Genomic DNA, 16,122 nt, shown 5'->3' with positions numbered 1-16,122 from the left:
CGGTGTCGATGGGCGGATAATAGGAAAGTTTCTTTACGAATGCAAATGCGTCAATATTCGCGTCAAAATTCCACCGCCGTTGTTGCCAGGCCGTCCCGCGAGACTTGCCCCGACCGAACGCGGTTGTTAGCATCGCCCGTCACCCGCACGAATCCGTCATGACTCTGCACACTCGCAAGCGCACCCGCCCGACACCGCCGGTCACCCGCGGCCCCGCCTTCGTGCGGCAAGGCAACGAATGGGCGATCTACCAGCATCTGCTGGATCTCGCACCGGCATCGAGCCCGCAGCTCGCGGAAACGATCGGCCTGTCGAAGGTGACGATCTCCGCGGCGCTGAACAATCTGGAACGGCTCGGCCTCGTCGAGCAGAGCGGCGTGCGCGCGGGCAACGCCGGGCGCGCACCGCGGCTCTATGCGCCGCGCGCGGAAGCCGGTTTCGTGGTGGCAATCGACGTCGGCGCGGAATGGATTCGCGGCGCGCTTGCGGATCTGACCGGACGCGTGGTCGCCAGGCTCGACAAGCGCACGCCGGCGCGTGTCGCACGGCTCGTTGCGCAGATCGTCGAACTGGTTGCAACGATGCTCGATGAACGCGGCATCAAACGTAGTGACGTGCTGGCCACCGTGCTCGGCTCACCCGGCGTGCTCGATCCGGAAAAAGGCCGGTTGCTGCTGGCGGCAAACGTGCCGGGCTGGGAACGCAGCGGCCTGATTTCGTCGCTGCGCGAAGCGCTCGGCACCGACATCGTGATCGAGAACGACATCAACCTCGCGGCGCTCGGTGAGCAGAAACATGGCATCGGTCGTGGTGTCGATAACTTCGTGTTGATGTCGGTGGGTACCGGGATCGGTCTCGGCATCGTCGCGGACGGCAAGCTGCATCGCGGTGCACACGGGTTCGCGGGGGAGATCGCGGTGCTGCCGCCCGCCCCTTCGGACGACGACACGCCGCCCGCCACGCGCCATCGCGGGCTCTTCGAAGTCCGGGCCGCGGCAAAGGGGATCGTCGCGCACGCTCACCGGCTCGGTCTGCATGCCGCGAGTGCCGAAGATGTGTTCGCCGCTGCGCATGCGGGCGATCGCCGCGCGCTCGAATGCGCGGCCGAAGAAGCGCATCAGCTCGCGTGGGCACTCGCGTCGATCGTGCCGATTCTCGACCCGGCGCTCGTCGTGCTTGCCGGCGGTATCGGACGCAATGGCGCCCTGCTCGTGCCGATCATTCGCGACTATCTCGCAGCGCGTCTGCTGATGCCGGTGCCCGAGTTCGCGATCTCCACGACCGGCACCGATGGCGTGCTGCTCGGCGCCGTCGAGCATGGGCTCGATCAGGCGCGGTTGCGCGCGTTCGAGCGTCTCGGCTACTGATCCGCACCGGGAAACCGCGCGTGATACGACGCGAGCAGCGCCTGCCACCACTCGGCATGACGCTGCAGATACACGCGATCCGGGAAATGATGGCGCGCGACATGCTCCTGCGGCACGCTGTCCCAGCCGCAATGTTCGACGGTGACACGGGTCTCGGCGGTTTCGCCTTCCACTGCTTCGAAGCGCACTTCGACGTGTGTTAGTTGATCCGCGGCGAAGCTCGCCTGGCGCCAGTCGAACGCAACGCGCACACCGGGCTCCCATGCAGTGATGCGACCGACTTCGAACACCGCGCCATCCGGCTGCGTTTCGATCAGCCGCCCTCCACCACCGCCGTCGGAATGCTCGAGCGACAACACGCCGGCACCTTGCGGCGTGAACTGGAACAGACCGTTCGGCCGCCACCATGCAGCGATATCGCGCGTGAAAACATCGAACGCATGCTGCGCCGACACCGCCACGCGCAATGACACCAGCACGCGCGAACTCATCGTTTGCGCTCCACGTGCGCCTTGAACGCCTGCAATTGCGTCGCCCAGAGTTGTTCGGTCTGTTCGAGCCACATCTTGAGCTCACGCATCGCCGCTGACTTCAACACGTAGATGCGTACACGCGCGTCGAAATCATCGGATGACTCTTCGATCAGCTTGCTCGCACGCAACACCCGCAGATGCCGGCTCATCGCCTGTGGACTCAGACCGGTGGCCTCGGCCAGATCGCCGGCGCGCATGGGTCGCTCGCGCAGCAGATCGACGACCTGCCGACGACTCGGATCGGCAAGCGCCGACAAGGTTCGATCAAGCGATGCCGCAGTAGCCTGTTTCACGCTTTATACCCAGCCATCGATCTTCAGACCGCTAGCCTGCTCCGCTTCCTCGCGCGACACTGCGCGCACTGTCTGGCCGAAACTCCACTCGTGACCTTCGAGGTCACGGGCTGCATAAACGCGGTCGCCATAGAACTGGTCTTCCGGCTCGCGTGTGACGACTGCGCCTGCAGCGCGCGCCCGTGCGCAATGTGCGTCGAGGTCGCGCGATAAATGCACGTGCACAACCTGGGTGTTCTTGCTGTTCACGGACAGTGGGCTCGCCGTGTGCTCCGCATACTCACCACCGATCATCAGCAGCCCATCGCCGAACTTCATTTCCGAATGCACGACCCGGTCTTCCTGATCGGTGATCACCATCGAACGTTCAAAGCCGAACGCTTTTTCGAGCCAGTCGAGCGCAGCCAACGGATCGCGGTAGAACAGCGCGGAGGTCATGGTCGGGCGACGGAATGGATCGGACATGGCAGTCTCCTTGATTAACTTTCAGATTGATATTTAACATCGTAGTTAAACAAATTTGAAAGTTCAAGGATCGACACATGGAAATTTCTATACGATTGAGCAGGCAAACTTCAGCTCGCATAGCAACACTTTCATCTCCCGACACACCACTACAACTTTCAGGATGCATGCCTTGACCTCCTCCTCTGCGCCCCGCATCCCGGGCACGTTTTTCCTTCATTCCCCCGGCCCTGTGCGACTACCACAGCAAGTAGCGAATGCTCTCGGCACCCAGCCGTTCGAGCTTGGCGATCCCGCTCTGGACGAACTCATTGCTCGCTGCGAGAGTGGACTAAAGAGGGTGTTTGGCACATCGCAGTCGGACGTATTCCTGTATGCAGCCAACGGCCACGGTGCGTGGGAAGCGGCCATCTGTAACCTCGTCTCTCCCGGAGAATGCGTGGCTGTGGCGGGCAGCGGCGCATTCTCCGAAGCCTGGGCACTGTATGCCGAAGAACTTGGCGTACAGGTGCGCCGCACCGCGTGTGAAATCGGTCATGCTGCCGACCCCGCCGCCGTGGGACAGTTGCTGCGTGCCGACACCGCGCATGAGATCGTGGCGGTCTTCGTGGTTCACACAGACACCGGCGCTGGCGTCACCAATAACCTGCAGGCGTTTCGCAACGAAATCGATGCCGCCTCGCATCCCGCGCTGCTGGTCGTCGACGCTGTGGCCTCGCTGGCCGCCGAGGCGTTCGACATGGATACATGGGGTGTCGACGTCGCCATTGGTGCCTCGCAGAAAGCGCTGATGATCTCTCCCGGCCTGAGTTTCATGGCAGTCAGTGAAAAAGCCATGCGGGTTGCCGAAGCAAACAAGACACCTCGGGTGTACTGGGACTGGCTGCGCCGACGCAGCGATCTCAGCTACCGCAAGTTCTGTGGGACACCGCCGCAGAACCTGCTGATGGGCCTGGACGTAGCGCTCGCACTGATTTTCGAGGAGGGTCTCCCGAACGTGCTGGCACGACATCGCTTGCTTGCCAGCGCGGTACAGGCTGCCGTGGAAGGCTGGAGTGAGCGCGGTGACGTAGGGTTTTTCGTACGCGAGCCGCATGCGCGTTCTGTGTCGGTCACCGCCATCGAAGTACGCCCAGGCGTCGACCCGGAAAAGCTACGCACGATCGCGCGCGAGCGGTTCCAGGTCGGTATCGCAGGCGGCGTGGGCGCACTCGTGGGTCGGACTTTCCGCATCGGCCATCTCGGCGACCTGAATGCGCCGATGGTACTGGGCTGCCTCGCGGGCATTGAAGCTGCAATGAGCATCAGCGGTATTGCCTATGGTCCGGGCCTCGAACACGCTGTGCGCTTACTGTCGTCATCGACGATTGAAAAAGAAACGTAATGACCTGGCAAAACCACCACCGGCCAGGCGGCTAATCAGCCGCGCGGCCGGTGGTATTCCTGGTACAGCGAAAACGTGGTCAACCGGGAATCTGCTCAGGGCGTACCCGCGCCGGGCACCTCCACTTCCACGGCCCACAGCGCCGCCTCGCGCGACGGCGCGCGGTTGTGCTCCGAGGAGTCAGGCGCCACGCACAGATAGAGCGTGCGGCGATCCAATCCACCGAGCGTGCAAGCGAACACGCCCATGTCTCCCGTGGAAATTTCCTGCAGGATGCGCCCGCCCTCGGCGACGCGCAGCACGCGGTGGTGGGTAACGTCCGCGCACCAGACAGCGCCTTCTGCATCGAGCACTGCGCCGTCGGGTGTAACCACGGCCTGCTGGACGACGATCGTTGCATCCGTCGATTGCGGCAGCGGGCCGAACACCGCCCAGTCGCGACGCGGGCCGAGCTGGCCGGGGCCTACGATGTCGAAGGCCGAGATGCGGTTACCGGTGGACTCGCAAACGATCAAGGTCTTGTCGTCGGGCGTGATCATCGAGCCATTGGGAAAGTGGAGACCCTCGGCCGCTACCCGGGCCGTGCCGTCGAGTGTCACCGAGGCCAGTTTGGCAGGCGCGATCGGCGCACCGCCCATCAGGTCGAAACCGAAGTTGCCCACCCAGGCGGTGCCGTCCGCGCCTACCACCATGTCGTTAATGTGGCCGGTGGCAATGTTCGAGAGGTCGGCGTGCTGTACGAGCCGCCCGTCGGTTTCCATGCGCAGCACGCGTCGATCACGCATCGAACTGATGAGCAGCCGCCCATCGGGCAACCAGCCCAGGCCAGAGGGCTGGCCGGGCACCTCGGCCACCGTGGTGACGCGGCCGTCAGCGTCGATGTTCATTACCCGGTGCATGTAGAAGTCCGACAACCACAGCCGGCCATCATGCCAGCGCGGGCCTTCCAGAAAGCTGAAGCCCGAAACGATTTCTCTGATGCGTGTATCCATTGTGTGGTCCCTGACGGTTGGCGAAACCAGGTTGTCATGCTGCCGGACTGGATGAGTCGCGCAAGATGCGTAGACTTCGCAAATCGGCAACTCGACAACGCCTCTAGATATTGATGATGTAGTTGGTCGCTGCCATGCCCCCATCCACTTGCAGCGTATCGGCAGTGATGTATGAAGCGTCCTCCGACGCCAGAAATGCGGCCGCTGCCGCGACTTCGCGGGTGCGCCCATAACGTCCAACTGGAATCCTGCCAACATACGCTGCGCGGATCGCCCCAGTGTGCATTTCCTGCGTGAGCGGAGTATCGATTGGGCCGGGAGTAATCGCATTGACGGTAACGCCGTGCGTTCCCAACTCTGCCGCCATCACCTGTGTGAGACTGATCAGCCCGGCTTTGGAAGCCGCATACGCTGCTCGCCCCGGTATGCCGCGCACCCCCGCACCCGAAGAGATGTTGACGATACGCCCGTAGCCCCGCTTCACCATCCGCCTGGCAGCGGCCTGTCCGCACAGGAACGCACCTGTCAGATTGACAGCCAGAACCCGGTTCCACTCGTCGAACGTTGTATCGAGGAAATCCTTGCGCAGTCCGATACCCGCCGATGTCACCAGGATGTCCGGACCGCCGAAGGCCTGTTCGACCTGGGCCACCATCGCCTCCACCTCTTGCCCGATCGTAACGTCCACCCGCAACGCCATGACTTTTGCAGCGGCATCAGCCTGTAGCTTCTTGACCAGCGACTCCGCAAGGTCAAAGTCGCGATCGGCGATAGCCACCGCGGCGCCTTGTTGAACAAAATGCTCGACTATCGCAGCACCGATACCGCTAGCGCCACCGGTAACGATCGCCACGCGACCCTTGAGATCCTGCATGTCTGTCTCCGAAATTGTCCTGACGGCGAGGCCTTCTTGAAGCCCTCGCGACGACTCTTCAGTTTCATCCCTGTCTGCGCGTATGGCTTTCGATTTACGAATAGGTGCCGAGCGGTTTGATGTAAGGGTCAAGCATCTCTTGAACCTGCTGACGGCTAATCACTTCACCTGGGTCGGCTTTGCGGACCGTGCGATCGCCACCACGATAGACATGCTCGCCCGCCATCCGGCCATCTTTTGAATACGGCCAGAACATACCGGTCAGATTGCTCGTGATGTACCACGCTTCGGGGTCGTCGATCGTCTCGCCCGTGGCCGCCAGATATTTGCCTTGCCAGAGTCGGTGAGACACGGCCTCTGAGGCGAACCCCCAGTCACTGAGCATGATCTCTTCCCTCTCGAGGAAGATGACCGTCGAGTTCGTGTCCACATAGGAACGATATAGACCAGAAACCGCGTCCAGGCCGTCAAGGACGGTCACGCCTTTGGCGCTGTGAATAACGTAACGGGGACTTTCGACCGTCATGTCCGGGGACATGATTTCCTCCCATCTACCGCAGACCTCGAGTTGCGCATGGCGTCGATAGTTCTCAAGAATCTTTCGATGGAACGGGTTCTTCTCCGTCTTGAGCAGGCGATCGGCTGCTGCAGTGAGCAACGGCATCTCAAAGTGCATGGCTTTCCTTTTGGGGGTTATGGCGAATCTGTCTCTTGAGTTCTAGAAAACCAGGATGAGGCGGCCGTGACGGTGGTGCATCGCATTGTGGTTAGCGGCGAACCATCTGTAAAATACCTGCAAGAGCTTGTTGGTAGTCGTTGCAGCTATATCGGCAGTAACCCTGATACTCCGAATTCACCCTGCTCGAGCCTCGCGGCTGGCACTCTCTACGCGTTATGGATATTCGTCATCTGCGTTATTTCGTAGGGGTGTGCGAAGCGGGTAGCCTTTCCAGGGCTGCCGACAGACTGCACGTGGCGCAGCCTTCACTCGGGCAGCAAATCTCTGCGCTTGAAAACGAACTCGACACCCAGCTCTTTGAGCGTTCTCGCCGCGGCATGGTGCTGACGAATGAAGGACGCGTCTTTCTCGATCATGCACGTGTGGTGCTGGCCGATATGGACCGTGCACGAGAGGCGGTGAGAAACGCCAACACCGTCCCGATGGGAGCGGTTAGCCTCGGCTTGCCTACTACAGTGGGCCTGATGGCAACCATTCCGATCCTGGCGGTTTGTCGCGCCGAGCTGCCCAACGTGCATCTGAAGTTGATTGAGGCCTATAGCGGCACACTTCAGGAGTGGCTGCTGGCGGGCCGGATCGATATAGCCATTCTCTACGGGGACGCCGTGGAAGTTGGCTTGAAGAAGCGCGCTTTGCTCGACGATCAGCTCGCTTTCGTCGCGGGCCACGGAACAGACGTTCCGGCAACTTTCACACTCGACCAGTTAGAGAACTTTCCGCTCATTCTGCCTGGCGCTGAGCACGGCCTGCGCCGCATGGTGGAAGGTGCCTGTGCGCCTCTTCATATCAAGCTCAACGTCGTCGCGGAGATCGATTCTCTCGGAACCGTGAAGCGAGCCGCGGAGCTGGGTCTGGGTTGTACGGTTCTGCCGCCGATGTCGGTTGCTGCAGAGGTGGCAGCCGGCAAGCTTAAAGCCGTGCCGATCGAAGGGCCACAAATGAGGCGACGTGTTGTCCTTGCCATCAATGAAACCAGGCCTGGCAGCCTGGCGAAGTCTCGCGTGATGGAGATCGTCGAGCGGGTCATCTCCGATATGGTGGCAGGCGGTGCATGGCCGGCGGTACAGGTGGGTGGATGACCCGATGCGGCGGACCTATCCGAATGAAAGCGACTTCCTCGATATGTTCTTCGACGCGGCAGAGTCGCTATCCGCGCATACCCGTTTCCATCAGCCTGCTTCTGAGCCTGGCGATACCGCTATCCGCTTTAGCCGGCGATATCGCGAACACGCCCGCACTTCCACCTCTGACGCAGGAAGAAGTCCAGACCCTGACGCAGGCATACGACCTCATCCAGCGCGACTACGCGAAGCCAGTGGACGGCAAGGCTTTGATGGTCGGCGCAATCAAGAGCATGGTTTCCGACCTCGATCCGCACTCTGAATTCCTGACTCCCGAAGAATTTGCACCGCTAGTCGACCAGTTGACAGGCGGATTCGCGGGCGTAGGTTTGCAGGTCGGCGAACAGGATGGCCAGTTGCGGGTATTCGCGCCGATCGACCACGCGCCCGCACAGCAAGCTGGCATCCGGGCAGGCGATGTCATCACGCGGATTGACGGCGTACCTACGCAAGGAATGTCGGTTCGCGATTCAGTCGCGCGTATGCGGGGTCCTGCGGGAACGAGAGTCGACCTCACGATTTACCGCGCGAATGGAAACGAAACCCACACCTTTGAGATCACGCGCGCACTCATCCATACCTCTAGCGTCACGACACGGATTCCTGTTCCAGGTTACGCCTACATTCGCATCAGCGGCTTTGATGAACAGACGGTGCCCGACCTTGCGGACCGCTTGCGCGACCTGTCTCGTGCAACGCCGCCGCTGAAGGGCATGGTGCTCGATCTGCGCGCGAATGGCGGCGGAGTCTTGCAGGATGGCGTGGGTGTAGTGAGCGCCTTCGTGCCGGCCGATACGCTGGTCGTCACGGTCCGCGAACGTCAGCCCGGTTCCGGACATGTGTACCGCGCGACTTACGCCGATTATCGCCGGCCCTCGTTTACCAGCGACCCGCTCCTCGATTTGCCACCGGTGTTCAAAACGCTGCCACTCGTCGTGCTCATCGACGCGCAGTCCGTCTCCGTCACCGAAGTCGTCGCCGCCGCGCTGCACGATACGCATCGCGCAACGGTCATGGGTCAACCTTCGTTTGGCAAAGGCACGATTCAGGTCACTGGGCCATTGAGCGACGGTGCGGGCCTGATGCTTACGAGAGCCCGCTATTACACGCCGAACGGCAGCTCAATCCAGAATCGTGGGGTTGTGCCGGATGTACCCCTTGCTGCATCCGCGGAAGCCGATAGCAGCAACACGTTGCCCAGCGTGCGCGAAGTCGACCTCGCTCACCATCTCGCCAATCCACTCGATCCCGATGAGGCCGCATATTCTGTGTCCCACGCACGGGAAGTCGTGAATCAGCTACGCGCCATAGAAGCACGCACGAACCCACCGCTTACGCCCATTCATCCCGCTCCGCTCCCGCAAACCTCGCAGAACGATTTCATGATCGAGCAGGCGTTGAACTGGCTTCGTGGCCAACCCGTCATTCAGCCGTCGAAATAGCTTCCTTGATCCAGGCGGTGAACGCATCCATCGTGGCCTGGGTCCGTGTCGGTAGATGACGGTCTCGCGGATAGAGAATCGACACTTCGGGCGCGGGCGTCTCCCACGACGTCAGAATCCGCTTCAGCGTGCCTTCGCGTAGCGCCGGTGCCGCGATGAAAGAAAGGCTCTGCACGATACCCATGCCCGCAATCGCGAGTTGCAGCCGTGCTTCGGCGTCTCCAATCGACGCGACACTGCGCGGAAATAGCTCCTGCCGTTTCCCGTCCCTGTCGAATTCCCATTCGAGCCGAGCGCCTCGCTGCGGCAACAGGAAATCGATCAGATGATGTTTCGCGAGATCGTCGGGAGACTTCGGTGTGCCCATCTTCCGCAGATACGCAGGGGATGCGACCGTCACGCGTCGTGGACGCCCTAATGGACGCAGCACCAGGTCCTGATCTTCAAGTCCGCCGATGCGTACTGCAAAGTCGATCCCCTCGTGCACGAAATCGCTGCGCTGGTCGTTCATCACCAGTTCGACGTGAATCCCTGGATGCTGTTCAAACCAGGCAGGCAAGCGAGGCACAAGAATCGAGCGGGCAATCGAAACATTCGCACTGACGCGGACCCGCCCCGCCAGCATTTCCTGAGAACCCACGAGTGAGGTTTCGATATCGTCCAGTTCGCCGAGTACTCGCCGACACACCTCGTAATAGCGCGTACCCGCCTCGGTAGGCGCAACTGCACGCGTCGTCCTGGCCAATAGCCGCACACCGAGAATTTCCTCGAGGCGCGCCATGCGCTCCGTCGCGTTCGAAGAAGACATGCTCATCGATCGTGCAGCCTTGCCGAACGAACCCATTTCCACAATCCGCACGAACAGGCGCATGGCCGCCAACTGATCAACACGCATCCGATTACTCGCTCAGACCGAAAAGTATCTTCGCATCTTACGCTCTAGGCTACTTGCCATCGAAACCCTATCGTGTGGGCTGTTTTCAACGTATAGGGGATTGGCTGTCATGAATACCTGCACATTCGGCCGCTCCGGCCTGCGTATTTCCCGCCTCACCCTGGGCGCCATGACGTTCGGCACAGGGGACGGCATCTGGGCATCGATTGCCGGTTTGAATCGTGAGCAGGCAGCGCGTCTTGTCGGTCTTGCCGTCGATCAAGGGGTGAATCTGATTGATACCGCCGATGCCTATTCACAAGGGCAATCGGAAGTAGTGGTCGGCCAGGTGCTGGCCGATCTGGGTCTCGACGACACGCGTATGTTGATCGCGACCAAGGTCCGTCTTCGAACAGGTCCCGGCCCAAACCAGGTGGGTCTGGGTCGCTCGCACATCATCCGCACTGTCGAAACGAGCCTGAAGTGGATCGGCCGCGATCACATCGATCTGTTGCAACTGCACGATCGCGATGCGCTCACCCCGCTCGATGAGACATTGCGTGCACTCGACGATCTCGTTACACAGGGCAAGGTCCGGCATATCGGTGTGTGCAATTTCAGTGCTTCCGAACTCGAGCGGATCCACTCGATCACGTCGCAGGCACATTGGGCGCAAGCCACTAGCAATCAGGTGCACTACTCGCTGGCCGCACGCGACATCGAGTACGAGATCGCGCCCGTCGCACGGCAACACGATATGGCATTGATGGTCTGGAGTCCGCTTTCAGGTGGTTATCTGAGCGGGAAATACACCTCGCAGAACGGCAAGCCTGAAACGGGTCGTCGTACCAATCTCAACTTTCCACCCGTCGATCCGCACAAGGTCGATCGGATCATCGATGAACTACGTGTCGTCGCACAAGCATTGAACACGACGCCGGCGCAGGTCGCGCTCGCGTGGTTGCTCGGACGCGACGAAGTGGCAACCGTGATTGTCGGGGCGAGTTCGGAAGCGCAGCTTGGCGCCAATCTGCAAGCAGCAGAACTCGTGCTCGCACCGGAGCATCGTGAGCGGCTCGATCGCGTCTCGCAACCGGACGTACCGTATCCGCACTGGATGCAGCGGTTTCATGACAAGGACCGTGTTTGAGTGCGCATTCCCCCATGTGAGGAAACGAAACGGATGACCCCATGACTAAAAATATGACTGCTGCTTTCCGCGCCATCGCATGGCCAGGGATTGCCTGCGTGACGCTTGCGGCATCCCCCGCATTTAGCCAGGGCACTATGCCGCCCGCCGCTCAACCGACGACAAACGACATCAAGACCATGCAGTTCGACCTTCAGCACCGTTCGCACGAGATTCATTGGCCCGAAGGCTTCAATCCGGAAACCGCCGACCTGTTTTCACATAACGAGGCCGTCATCCATGCTTCGTGCGAACGCGTATGGGACAACATCATCGATGCTACTCAATGGCCTCAGTGGTATCCAAATTCAAAAGACGTCAGCATCGTCGGTGACAGCACCGTTCTCACTCGCGACTCCGTGTTTCACTGGACGACATTTGGTCTAAAACTGGAAAGCAGGATTCACGAATTCGTACCGTACACGCGTATCGGCTGGTACGGCTATGCACCGGGTACGCCGCCCAGCTTCTATCACACGTGGTATCTGACGCCCGCAGGCAATTCCTGCCGTGTGGTGATGGATGAAGTGGGTAACGGTACCGACGCTGCGCATCTGCGCGCGACCGATGAGAGCCTCATGCATCGCGGGCACGATCTGTGGCTTGCTACGCTGAAGTGGTTTTCTGAAGAGCATTGATCGTCGTGCCGGTGTCATTCAAACGTCGGTTTCCCGGTGGCTCGCCGTGTTCGACTAATCCTGTGCGCAGGAACGTCTTTTACCGATAACATCAGTGCCATTGAATACATGACAGGAGCGCATCAATGGCAGGCTTCGACGAACGCATTTTGAATGGCATGGGCGTGCTGTCCGCGATTGTCGACACCGGCAGTTTTGCAGCCGCTGGCGACATACTGGATATGTCGCAATCAGGCGTCAGTCGCTGCATAGCGCGGCTTGAGGGAAGACTCGGAGTCCGTCTTCTTGACCGCACCACGCGCTCGGTCACACTGACCGATGAAGGCCGCCGTCTGTACGAACAGGTCATGCCGTTGCTTGCGGCACTCGAAGAGGCCGCGACCTCTGCAACGCAAGGAGTGACCGCCGTACGTGGCCGGCTAAGGGTGAACGTCGATCCCTTTTTCTCCCGGCTACTGCTTGCGCCGAGGCTGGGATCATTTATCGATCAGTACCCGGAACTCCAGGTGGAACTGGTCACGAAGGACCAGCTCGGGGACATGATCGCCGACGGGTTTGACGTGGCGGTCAGATTTGGTGAGCCTCGGCCTTCCAGTCTCGTGGCACGAAAGCTCCTCGATACACGCAACCTGACTGTCGCAGCGCCCTCCTACCTCAAGCGCAAGGGCCGCCCCCTGCAACCCGCGGAACTCGCAAGTGACGCCCATCAATGTATAAGGTTTCGGGATCCTGAAACGGGACGGCCTTTCGACTGGGAATTCCACCGCGGGCGCAAGAAAATTACCGTCGATGTCGCAGGACGGCTCACGGTCAACGACGTGGCCACGATGCATAGCGTCTGCGTAGCCGGCGACGCGATTGCTCAGGTCATGGAGCTTGGTGTGGAACAGATGCTCGCCGACGGCAGACTTGTCGAGCTGTTTCCTGACTGGCCCGACGACCGGTTTCCCCTGTATGCACTCTACCCGTCCCGGCATCATGTTCCGGCCAAGGTACGTGCGTTCCTCGATTTCATTGTGTCACTCAGCGCAGCCCCGACCAGGTCGCCCGCGAAACGCACCAGGCCTGACCGGTCCCGGCTGCCAGACCGTTGAAATCCCTACCGTAAGCGTTTCCTGAGACGCATCTCGCAGATATCCGGTTACCCAAAGGATGACATTAATGCATTAGTTTTATTACATTGATGCTATTTTGGTTTGATCTCCTTTCGCCCAGAATCCATTTCAAGCGAAACGTTCGCTTGCCAATTAATCGAAGGAGATTTGCCATGAATATCCGCCAACTGACCCTGGTAGCCGCTACCGTCCTTGCACTCCCGATCGCCAGCCATGCTCAGGAAACCAGTTCAGGCCTCACCCGCGCACAGGTACGCGCCGATCTCGTACAGATCGAGAAAGCGGGCTATCGCCCCGGCCAGAACGACCGTTATTACCCCGCCGACGTTCAGGCAGCCGAAGCCAAACTTGCCACCGCCAACGGTACCTCCGTCAACACCGACTCAGGAGTAGGTGGCGTCGCGTCCGGGACATCCGGCTCCAGCGCCCCGGTGACCTTCATTGACAACTCGCGCTTGTTGTTCGCCCATCATTAAGACGACGGACAACCCTTCCACAGAGGAATATTCCAATGTTTGCGATTACAGGTATTACAGGCAAAGTCGGCGGTATCGTTGCACGCTCGCTGCTAGCAGAAGGGCTGCCGGTTAGGGCCGTGGTTCGGGATGCAGAGAAGGGCAAACCGTGGGCAGATCTCGGCTGCGAAGTCGCGATAGCGGAAATCGAAGATTCCGACGCGCTCGCTAGTGCGTTTAAGGGTACCGAAGGCGTATTTTTCATGACACCGCCTAACTACAATCCGGAACCCGGTTTCCCGCAAACTCAACGAAATTGCGTGTCCGTCAAACGCGCAATCGAGATTGCCCGCCCCGGCAAGATCGTGTTCCTTTCGACAGTCGGTGCACATGTATCAGAGCCGAACCTGCTGAACAATTCGAGCATGACGGAACAGATGCTGCGTTCGGTCGACGTCCCGGTCTGCATGCTGCGGGCAGCGTGGTTCATGGAGAACGCTGCGTGGGACGTCGAAGACGCACGTGCAGGTGTCCTGTCGTCGTTCCTTCAGCCGCTCGATCACCCGATCCCCATGGTGGCCGCAAAGGATATCGGGCACACCGCAGCGAAGTTGCTCGCCGAGTCCTGGAGCGGACATCGGATCGTCGAACTCGAAGGCCCGGGTCGTTATTCGGCGAATGACATTGCCGCAGGTTTCTCTGCAGCGTTGGGTTCTGCAGTGGGTATTCGAACTGTTCCGCGCGATACGTGGGAAGCACTCTTCAAATCGCAGGGCATGAGCTATCCGATGCCGCGTATCCGCATGATCGATGGCTTCAACGAAGGGTGGATCGACTTCGAAGGTGGAAGTGCTATCGAGCGTCGGTTCGGTACGATCTCTCTCGACACAATCCTGCGAGAACTGGTCTCGTAACCGGGCGAAGCGTTCCCGCTTGCGGGAACGCTAGTTTCGGGGCTATGTACTATGTATTCGCTATCCGGACACCCGAGAAGCGCTCGCATGCATCGAGCAGTTGATCCTGCACACCGTGATCGCGAGCTTGAGCTTTGGGCGTCTTTCGTCTCATGTGATAGAAGTATTCGCCGTTCACGCACGCAGCCGGATCGTCACTGGTCGCGAGCCAGACCTGCGTTTTAGGCGCGGCTTCGAGATCGTCGGGCGCCCCTGCGCCACCCATTTTCGTCGCAACCCACCCCGGCTCCAGCGCATTCGAGAATACATCCGGCCAACGGCGTGCCACTGCAAACGCGATCAATGTGTCGTGAAGTTTTGAATCCGAATAGGCCGCAACACCCACCCACGGGCGCGCTTTCCATTCAAGATCGATGAGACTTGCATCGCCCTGCTGGTGTAGACCAGAACTCAAATAGACCAGCCTTTGCGGCCTCTCGATCAACGCAGTCAGCACGTACGGCGCCAGCGTATTGATAGCAAAGACATGAGGCAAGCCGTCAACGGTCTCAATCCGTTTCGGTTCGCGATAACCGACCGCTGCGTTGTGAATGACCGTGTCGAAATGGCCAAGCCGATTCACCTGATCAGCCACGCTAACGGTCTGCTCGATACTTGAAAGGTCACCGAAGACTGCTGTTTCCGCGCCCGGCACCATGGCCAACGCTTCCTCGGCACGTGCCTCGCTGCGCGCGTGCAGGACGACACGATGGCCGTCGGCGACCAGAAGGCGTGCCGCCATTTGGCCCAACCCATCGGCCGAGCCGGTGATGAATATTCGCATTGTGTGATCCTCCTGTTTGCCGTGCATTTGCGTTTGCATTTGCAGCGTGTCCGTATTCGACGAACTACGTCAGGCGCCATTCTGCACGGCAGTCCATGCTTTCTCCATGGCATCAATGTCATTTAGTCTATGTTGCGGGTGCATTGATCAAGAACGCAAATGAGCACACATTGACCTGCTCTTCCAGATCGCTAGCAACCAGACCGGTATACCATTGCGACGCGCGTCTTGCGCAACGGTTCACCGCCTACAAGGATCAATCAGTGCAACCCACGCACACCATCAGAAAAGCACACCCGACGGATCTTCCTTCTATCTACAGCGGAGAACTCGATTACATCCGCAACATCGAACCCGAGCAGGAAGCTGGATGGAAAAATGCCATCCCCGCGCACCTGCGACAGTGGACATCGAATCTCGATCGAATGTTCGTCGTCGAGCATGAAGGGAAAGTGGTGGGATATTGTTTCTGGCAGGAGGATGACCAGAAAGCCGTTCTCGCATCGATTTACGTTGCGACCGAGCAGCGTCGACACGGACTGGGCAGACGTCTTTTCGACACGTTCGTAGAGGATGCGTCGGCGCAGGGTCACACGCACCTCATCGTGAACGTACACATCAATAATCCTGCCCGTGCCCTGTACGAGGCTGCAGGCTTTCAACGGGTCCGGGAACGAGCCGACTATCTGGATTACGAATACATCCGCGCTCAGGACTAGCGTGTCTTACGCCACCTATCCGAGTGGATAGGTGAATCTTCGGTTTACCTGCGACTAGGATTGATAGAACCCTGTATGCGCCTGAAGCAGGCCAACCAGGCAAGCGACCGGCGGGCATGACGGAACATCAAGAGAGAAACCGCTTCTGCCCTACCGGAACCTGACGCAGCGATCCTGTTCAAGGG

18 protein-coding genes are annotated in these 16,122 nt (G+C 59.9%); 10 read left to right on the top strand and 8 right to left on the bottom strand.

Features of this window, described 5'->3' with window-relative positions; genetic code table 11:
• Positions 1–158 precede the first annotated feature (158 nt).
• The gene (locus tag BWP39_RS31055; RefSeq protein ID WP_096725988.1) at positions 159–1,367 is read left to right on the top strand and encodes an ROK family transcriptional regulator; all 1,209 of its coding nucleotides are present in this window, start codon (positions 159–161) and stop codon (positions 1,365–1,367) included.
• On the opposite strand, the gene BWP39_RS31050 is transcribed toward BWP39_RS31055, so the two are convergent.
• Genes BWP39_RS31050 through BWP39_RS31040 form a run of 3 tightly spaced genes read right to left on the bottom strand, consistent with a single transcriptional unit; the run spans position 1,361 to position 2,658 of the window.
• Positions 1,361–1,858 (bottom strand): SRPBCC domain-containing protein, encoded by a 498-nt coding sequence (locus BWP39_RS31050; RefSeq protein WP_096725987.1) that lies wholly within the window; start codon positions 1,856–1,858, stop codon positions 1,361–1,363. The genes BWP39_RS31055 and BWP39_RS31050 overlap by 7 nt on opposite strands.
• Entirely contained in the window at positions 1,855–2,193 is a 339-nt protein-coding gene (locus BWP39_RS31045; protein WP_096725986.1) for an ArsR/SmtB family transcription factor, read from the bottom strand. Before BWP39_RS31045 ends, BWP39_RS31050 begins: the two co-directional genes overlap by 4 nt.
• 3 nt (positions 2,194–2,196) lie before the next feature.
• A complete protein-coding gene (locus BWP39_RS31040) occupies positions 2,197–2,658 on the bottom strand; it encodes a VOC family protein (RefSeq protein WP_096725985.1) in 462 nt (153 codons plus the stop codon).
• A 55-nt stretch (positions 2,659–2,713) separates the two neighbouring features.
• Here BWP39_RS31040 and BWP39_RS31035 point away from each other — a divergent pair, with 55 nt between their 5' ends.
• Entirely contained in the window at positions 2,714–4,042 is a 1,329-nt protein-coding gene (locus tag BWP39_RS31035; protein ID WP_133116990.1) for a pyridoxal-phosphate-dependent aminotransferase family protein, read from the top strand.
• A gap of 95 nt (positions 4,043–4,137) precedes the next feature.
• Here the strand turns inward: BWP39_RS31035 and BWP39_RS31030 are convergent, their stop codons facing one another.
• The 3 genes from BWP39_RS31030 to BWP39_RS31020 all read right to left on the bottom strand — a co-directional run bounded on the left by BWP39_RS31030 (position 4,138) and on the right by BWP39_RS31020 (position 6,584).
• Positions 4,138–5,034, bottom strand: coding sequence for an SMP-30/gluconolactonase/LRE family protein (locus tag BWP39_RS31030; protein ID WP_096725983.1), 897 nt, complete (start codon positions 5,032–5,034; stop codon positions 4,138–4,140).
• 103 nt (positions 5,035–5,137) lie between these two features.
• Positions 5,138–5,887 carry an SDR family NAD(P)-dependent oxidoreductase gene (locus BWP39_RS31025; RefSeq protein WP_157915211.1) on the bottom strand — a complete coding sequence of 250 codons (750 nt, stop codon included), beginning with the start codon at positions 5,885–5,887 and terminating at the stop codon, positions 5,138–5,140.
• Positions 5,888–6,002: 115 nt separating this feature from the next.
• Entirely contained in the window at positions 6,003–6,584 is a 582-nt protein-coding gene (locus tag BWP39_RS31020; protein WP_096725981.1) for a hypothetical protein, read from the bottom strand.
• Positions 6,585–6,802: 218 nt separating this feature from the next.
• Between BWP39_RS31020 and BWP39_RS31015 the strand changes: the two genes are divergently transcribed.
• Both BWP39_RS31015 and BWP39_RS31010 read left to right on the top strand, forming a co-directional pair.
• On the top strand, positions 6,803–7,726 hold the full coding sequence (locus BWP39_RS31015; protein ID WP_096725980.1) for a LysR family transcriptional regulator: 924 nt from the start codon (positions 6,803–6,805) through the stop codon (positions 7,724–7,726).
• A 23-nt stretch (positions 7,727–7,749) separates the two neighbouring features.
• Positions 7,750–9,210, top strand: a complete 1,461-nt coding sequence (locus BWP39_RS31010; protein WP_157915210.1) for a S41 family peptidase — start codon at positions 7,750–7,752, stop codon at positions 9,208–9,210.
• On the opposite strand, the gene BWP39_RS31005 is transcribed toward BWP39_RS31010, so the two are convergent.
• On the bottom strand, positions 9,191–10,105 hold the full coding sequence (locus BWP39_RS31005) for a LysR family transcriptional regulator (protein WP_096725978.1): 915 nt from the start codon (positions 10,103–10,105) through the stop codon (positions 9,191–9,193). The genes BWP39_RS31010 and BWP39_RS31005 overlap by 20 nt on opposite strands.
• A 109-nt stretch (positions 10,106–10,214) precedes the next feature.
• Between BWP39_RS31005 and BWP39_RS31000 the strand changes: the two genes are divergently transcribed.
• The 5 genes from BWP39_RS31000 (at position 10,215) to BWP39_RS30980 (ending at position 14,395) form a co-directional block, all read left to right on the top strand.
• Positions 10,215–11,234, top strand: a complete 1,020-nt coding sequence (locus BWP39_RS31000) for an aldo/keto reductase (RefSeq protein ID WP_096725977.1) — start codon at positions 10,215–10,217, stop codon at positions 11,232–11,234.
• 41 nt (positions 11,235–11,275) lie between these two features.
• Positions 11,276–11,911, top strand: coding sequence for an SRPBCC family protein (locus BWP39_RS30995; RefSeq protein WP_096725976.1), 636 nt, complete (start codon positions 11,276–11,278; stop codon positions 11,909–11,911).
• 125 nt (positions 11,912–12,036) lie between these two features.
• The gene (locus BWP39_RS30990; RefSeq protein ID WP_096725975.1) at positions 12,037–13,005 is read left to right on the top strand and encodes a LysR family transcriptional regulator; all 969 of its coding nucleotides are present in this window, start codon (positions 12,037–12,039) and stop codon (positions 13,003–13,005) included.
• A 173-nt stretch (positions 13,006–13,178) separates the two neighbouring features.
• Positions 13,179–13,502: a DUF4148 domain-containing protein gene (locus tag BWP39_RS30985; RefSeq protein ID WP_096725974.1), complete on the top strand. Its 324-nt coding sequence runs from the start codon at positions 13,179–13,181 to the stop codon at positions 13,500–13,502.
• Between the two features lie 35 nt (positions 13,503–13,537).
• Entirely contained in the window at positions 13,538–14,395 is an 858-nt protein-coding gene (locus BWP39_RS30980) for an NmrA family NAD(P)-binding protein (RefSeq protein ID WP_096725973.1), read from the top strand.
• A 49-nt stretch (positions 14,396–14,444) separates the two neighbouring features.
• Here BWP39_RS30980 and BWP39_RS30975 read toward each other — a convergent pair whose 3' ends face one another.
• Positions 14,445–15,245 carry an SDR family NAD(P)-dependent oxidoreductase gene (locus BWP39_RS30975; RefSeq protein ID WP_207557208.1) on the bottom strand — a complete coding sequence of 267 codons (801 nt, stop codon included), beginning with the start codon at positions 15,243–15,245 and terminating at the stop codon, positions 14,445–14,447.
• Between the two features lie 236 nt (positions 15,246–15,481).
• Between BWP39_RS30975 and BWP39_RS30970 the strand changes: the two genes are divergently transcribed.
• The gene (locus BWP39_RS30970; RefSeq protein WP_157915209.1) at positions 15,482–15,937 is read left to right on the top strand and encodes a GNAT family N-acetyltransferase; all 456 of its coding nucleotides are present in this window, start codon (positions 15,482–15,484) and stop codon (positions 15,935–15,937) included.
• Positions 15,938–16,122 lie beyond the last annotated feature (185 nt).

The organism is Paraburkholderia acidicola, assembly GCF_002362315.1.
Classification (GTDB): domain Bacteria; phylum Pseudomonadota; class Gammaproteobacteria; order Burkholderiales; family Burkholderiaceae; genus Paraburkholderia; species Paraburkholderia acidicola.
The sequence above is the reverse complement of the archived record's forward strand: the minus strand, read 5'-3'. Positions and strand labels throughout refer to the sequence as shown.

Coding starts and splice junctions, on each gene's coding strand:
- BWP39_RS31050 (WP_096725987.1), bottom strand. CDS start 1,858: ATGAGTTCGCGCGTGCTGGTGTCATTGCGCGTGGCGGTGTCGGCGCAG.
- BWP39_RS31030 (WP_096725983.1), bottom strand. CDS start 5,034: ATGGATACACGCATCAGAGAAATCGTTTCGGGCTTCAGCTTTCTGGAA.
- BWP39_RS31010 (WP_157915210.1), top strand. CDS start 7,750: ATGAAAGCGACTTCCTCGATATGTTCTTCGACGCGGCAGAGTCGCTAT.
- BWP39_RS30975 (WP_207557208.1), bottom strand. CDS start 15,245: ATGCACGGCAAACAGGAGGATCACACAATGCGAATATTCATCACCGGC.
- BWP39_RS31005 (WP_096725978.1), bottom strand. CDS start 10,105: ATGCGTGTTGATCAGTTGGCGGCCATGCGCCTGTTCGTGCGGATTGTG.
- BWP39_RS30990 (WP_096725975.1), top strand. CDS start 12,037: ATGGCAGGCTTCGACGAACGCATTTTGAATGGCATGGGCGTGCTGTCC.
- BWP39_RS31000 (WP_096725977.1), top strand. CDS start 10,215: ATGAATACCTGCACATTCGGCCGCTCCGGCCTGCGTATTTCCCGCCTC.
- BWP39_RS31055 (WP_096725988.1), top strand. CDS start 159: ATGACTCTGCACACTCGCAAGCGCACCCGCCCGACACCGCCGGTCACC.
- BWP39_RS30985 (WP_096725974.1), top strand. CDS start 13,179: ATGAATATCCGCCAACTGACCCTGGTAGCCGCTACCGTCCTTGCACTC.
- BWP39_RS30995 (WP_096725976.1), top strand. CDS start 11,276: ATGACTAAAAATATGACTGCTGCTTTCCGCGCCATCGCATGGCCAGGG.
- BWP39_RS31020 (WP_096725981.1), bottom strand. CDS start 6,584: ATGCACTTTGAGATGCCGTTGCTCACTGCAGCAGCCGATCGCCTGCTC.
- BWP39_RS31015 (WP_096725980.1), top strand. CDS start 6,803: ATGGATATTCGTCATCTGCGTTATTTCGTAGGGGTGTGCGAAGCGGGT.
- BWP39_RS30980 (WP_096725973.1), top strand. CDS start 13,538: ATGTTTGCGATTACAGGTATTACAGGCAAAGTCGGCGGTATCGTTGCA.
- BWP39_RS31040 (WP_096725985.1), bottom strand. CDS start 2,658: ATGTCCGATCCATTCCGTCGCCCGACCATGACCTCCGCGCTGTTCTAC.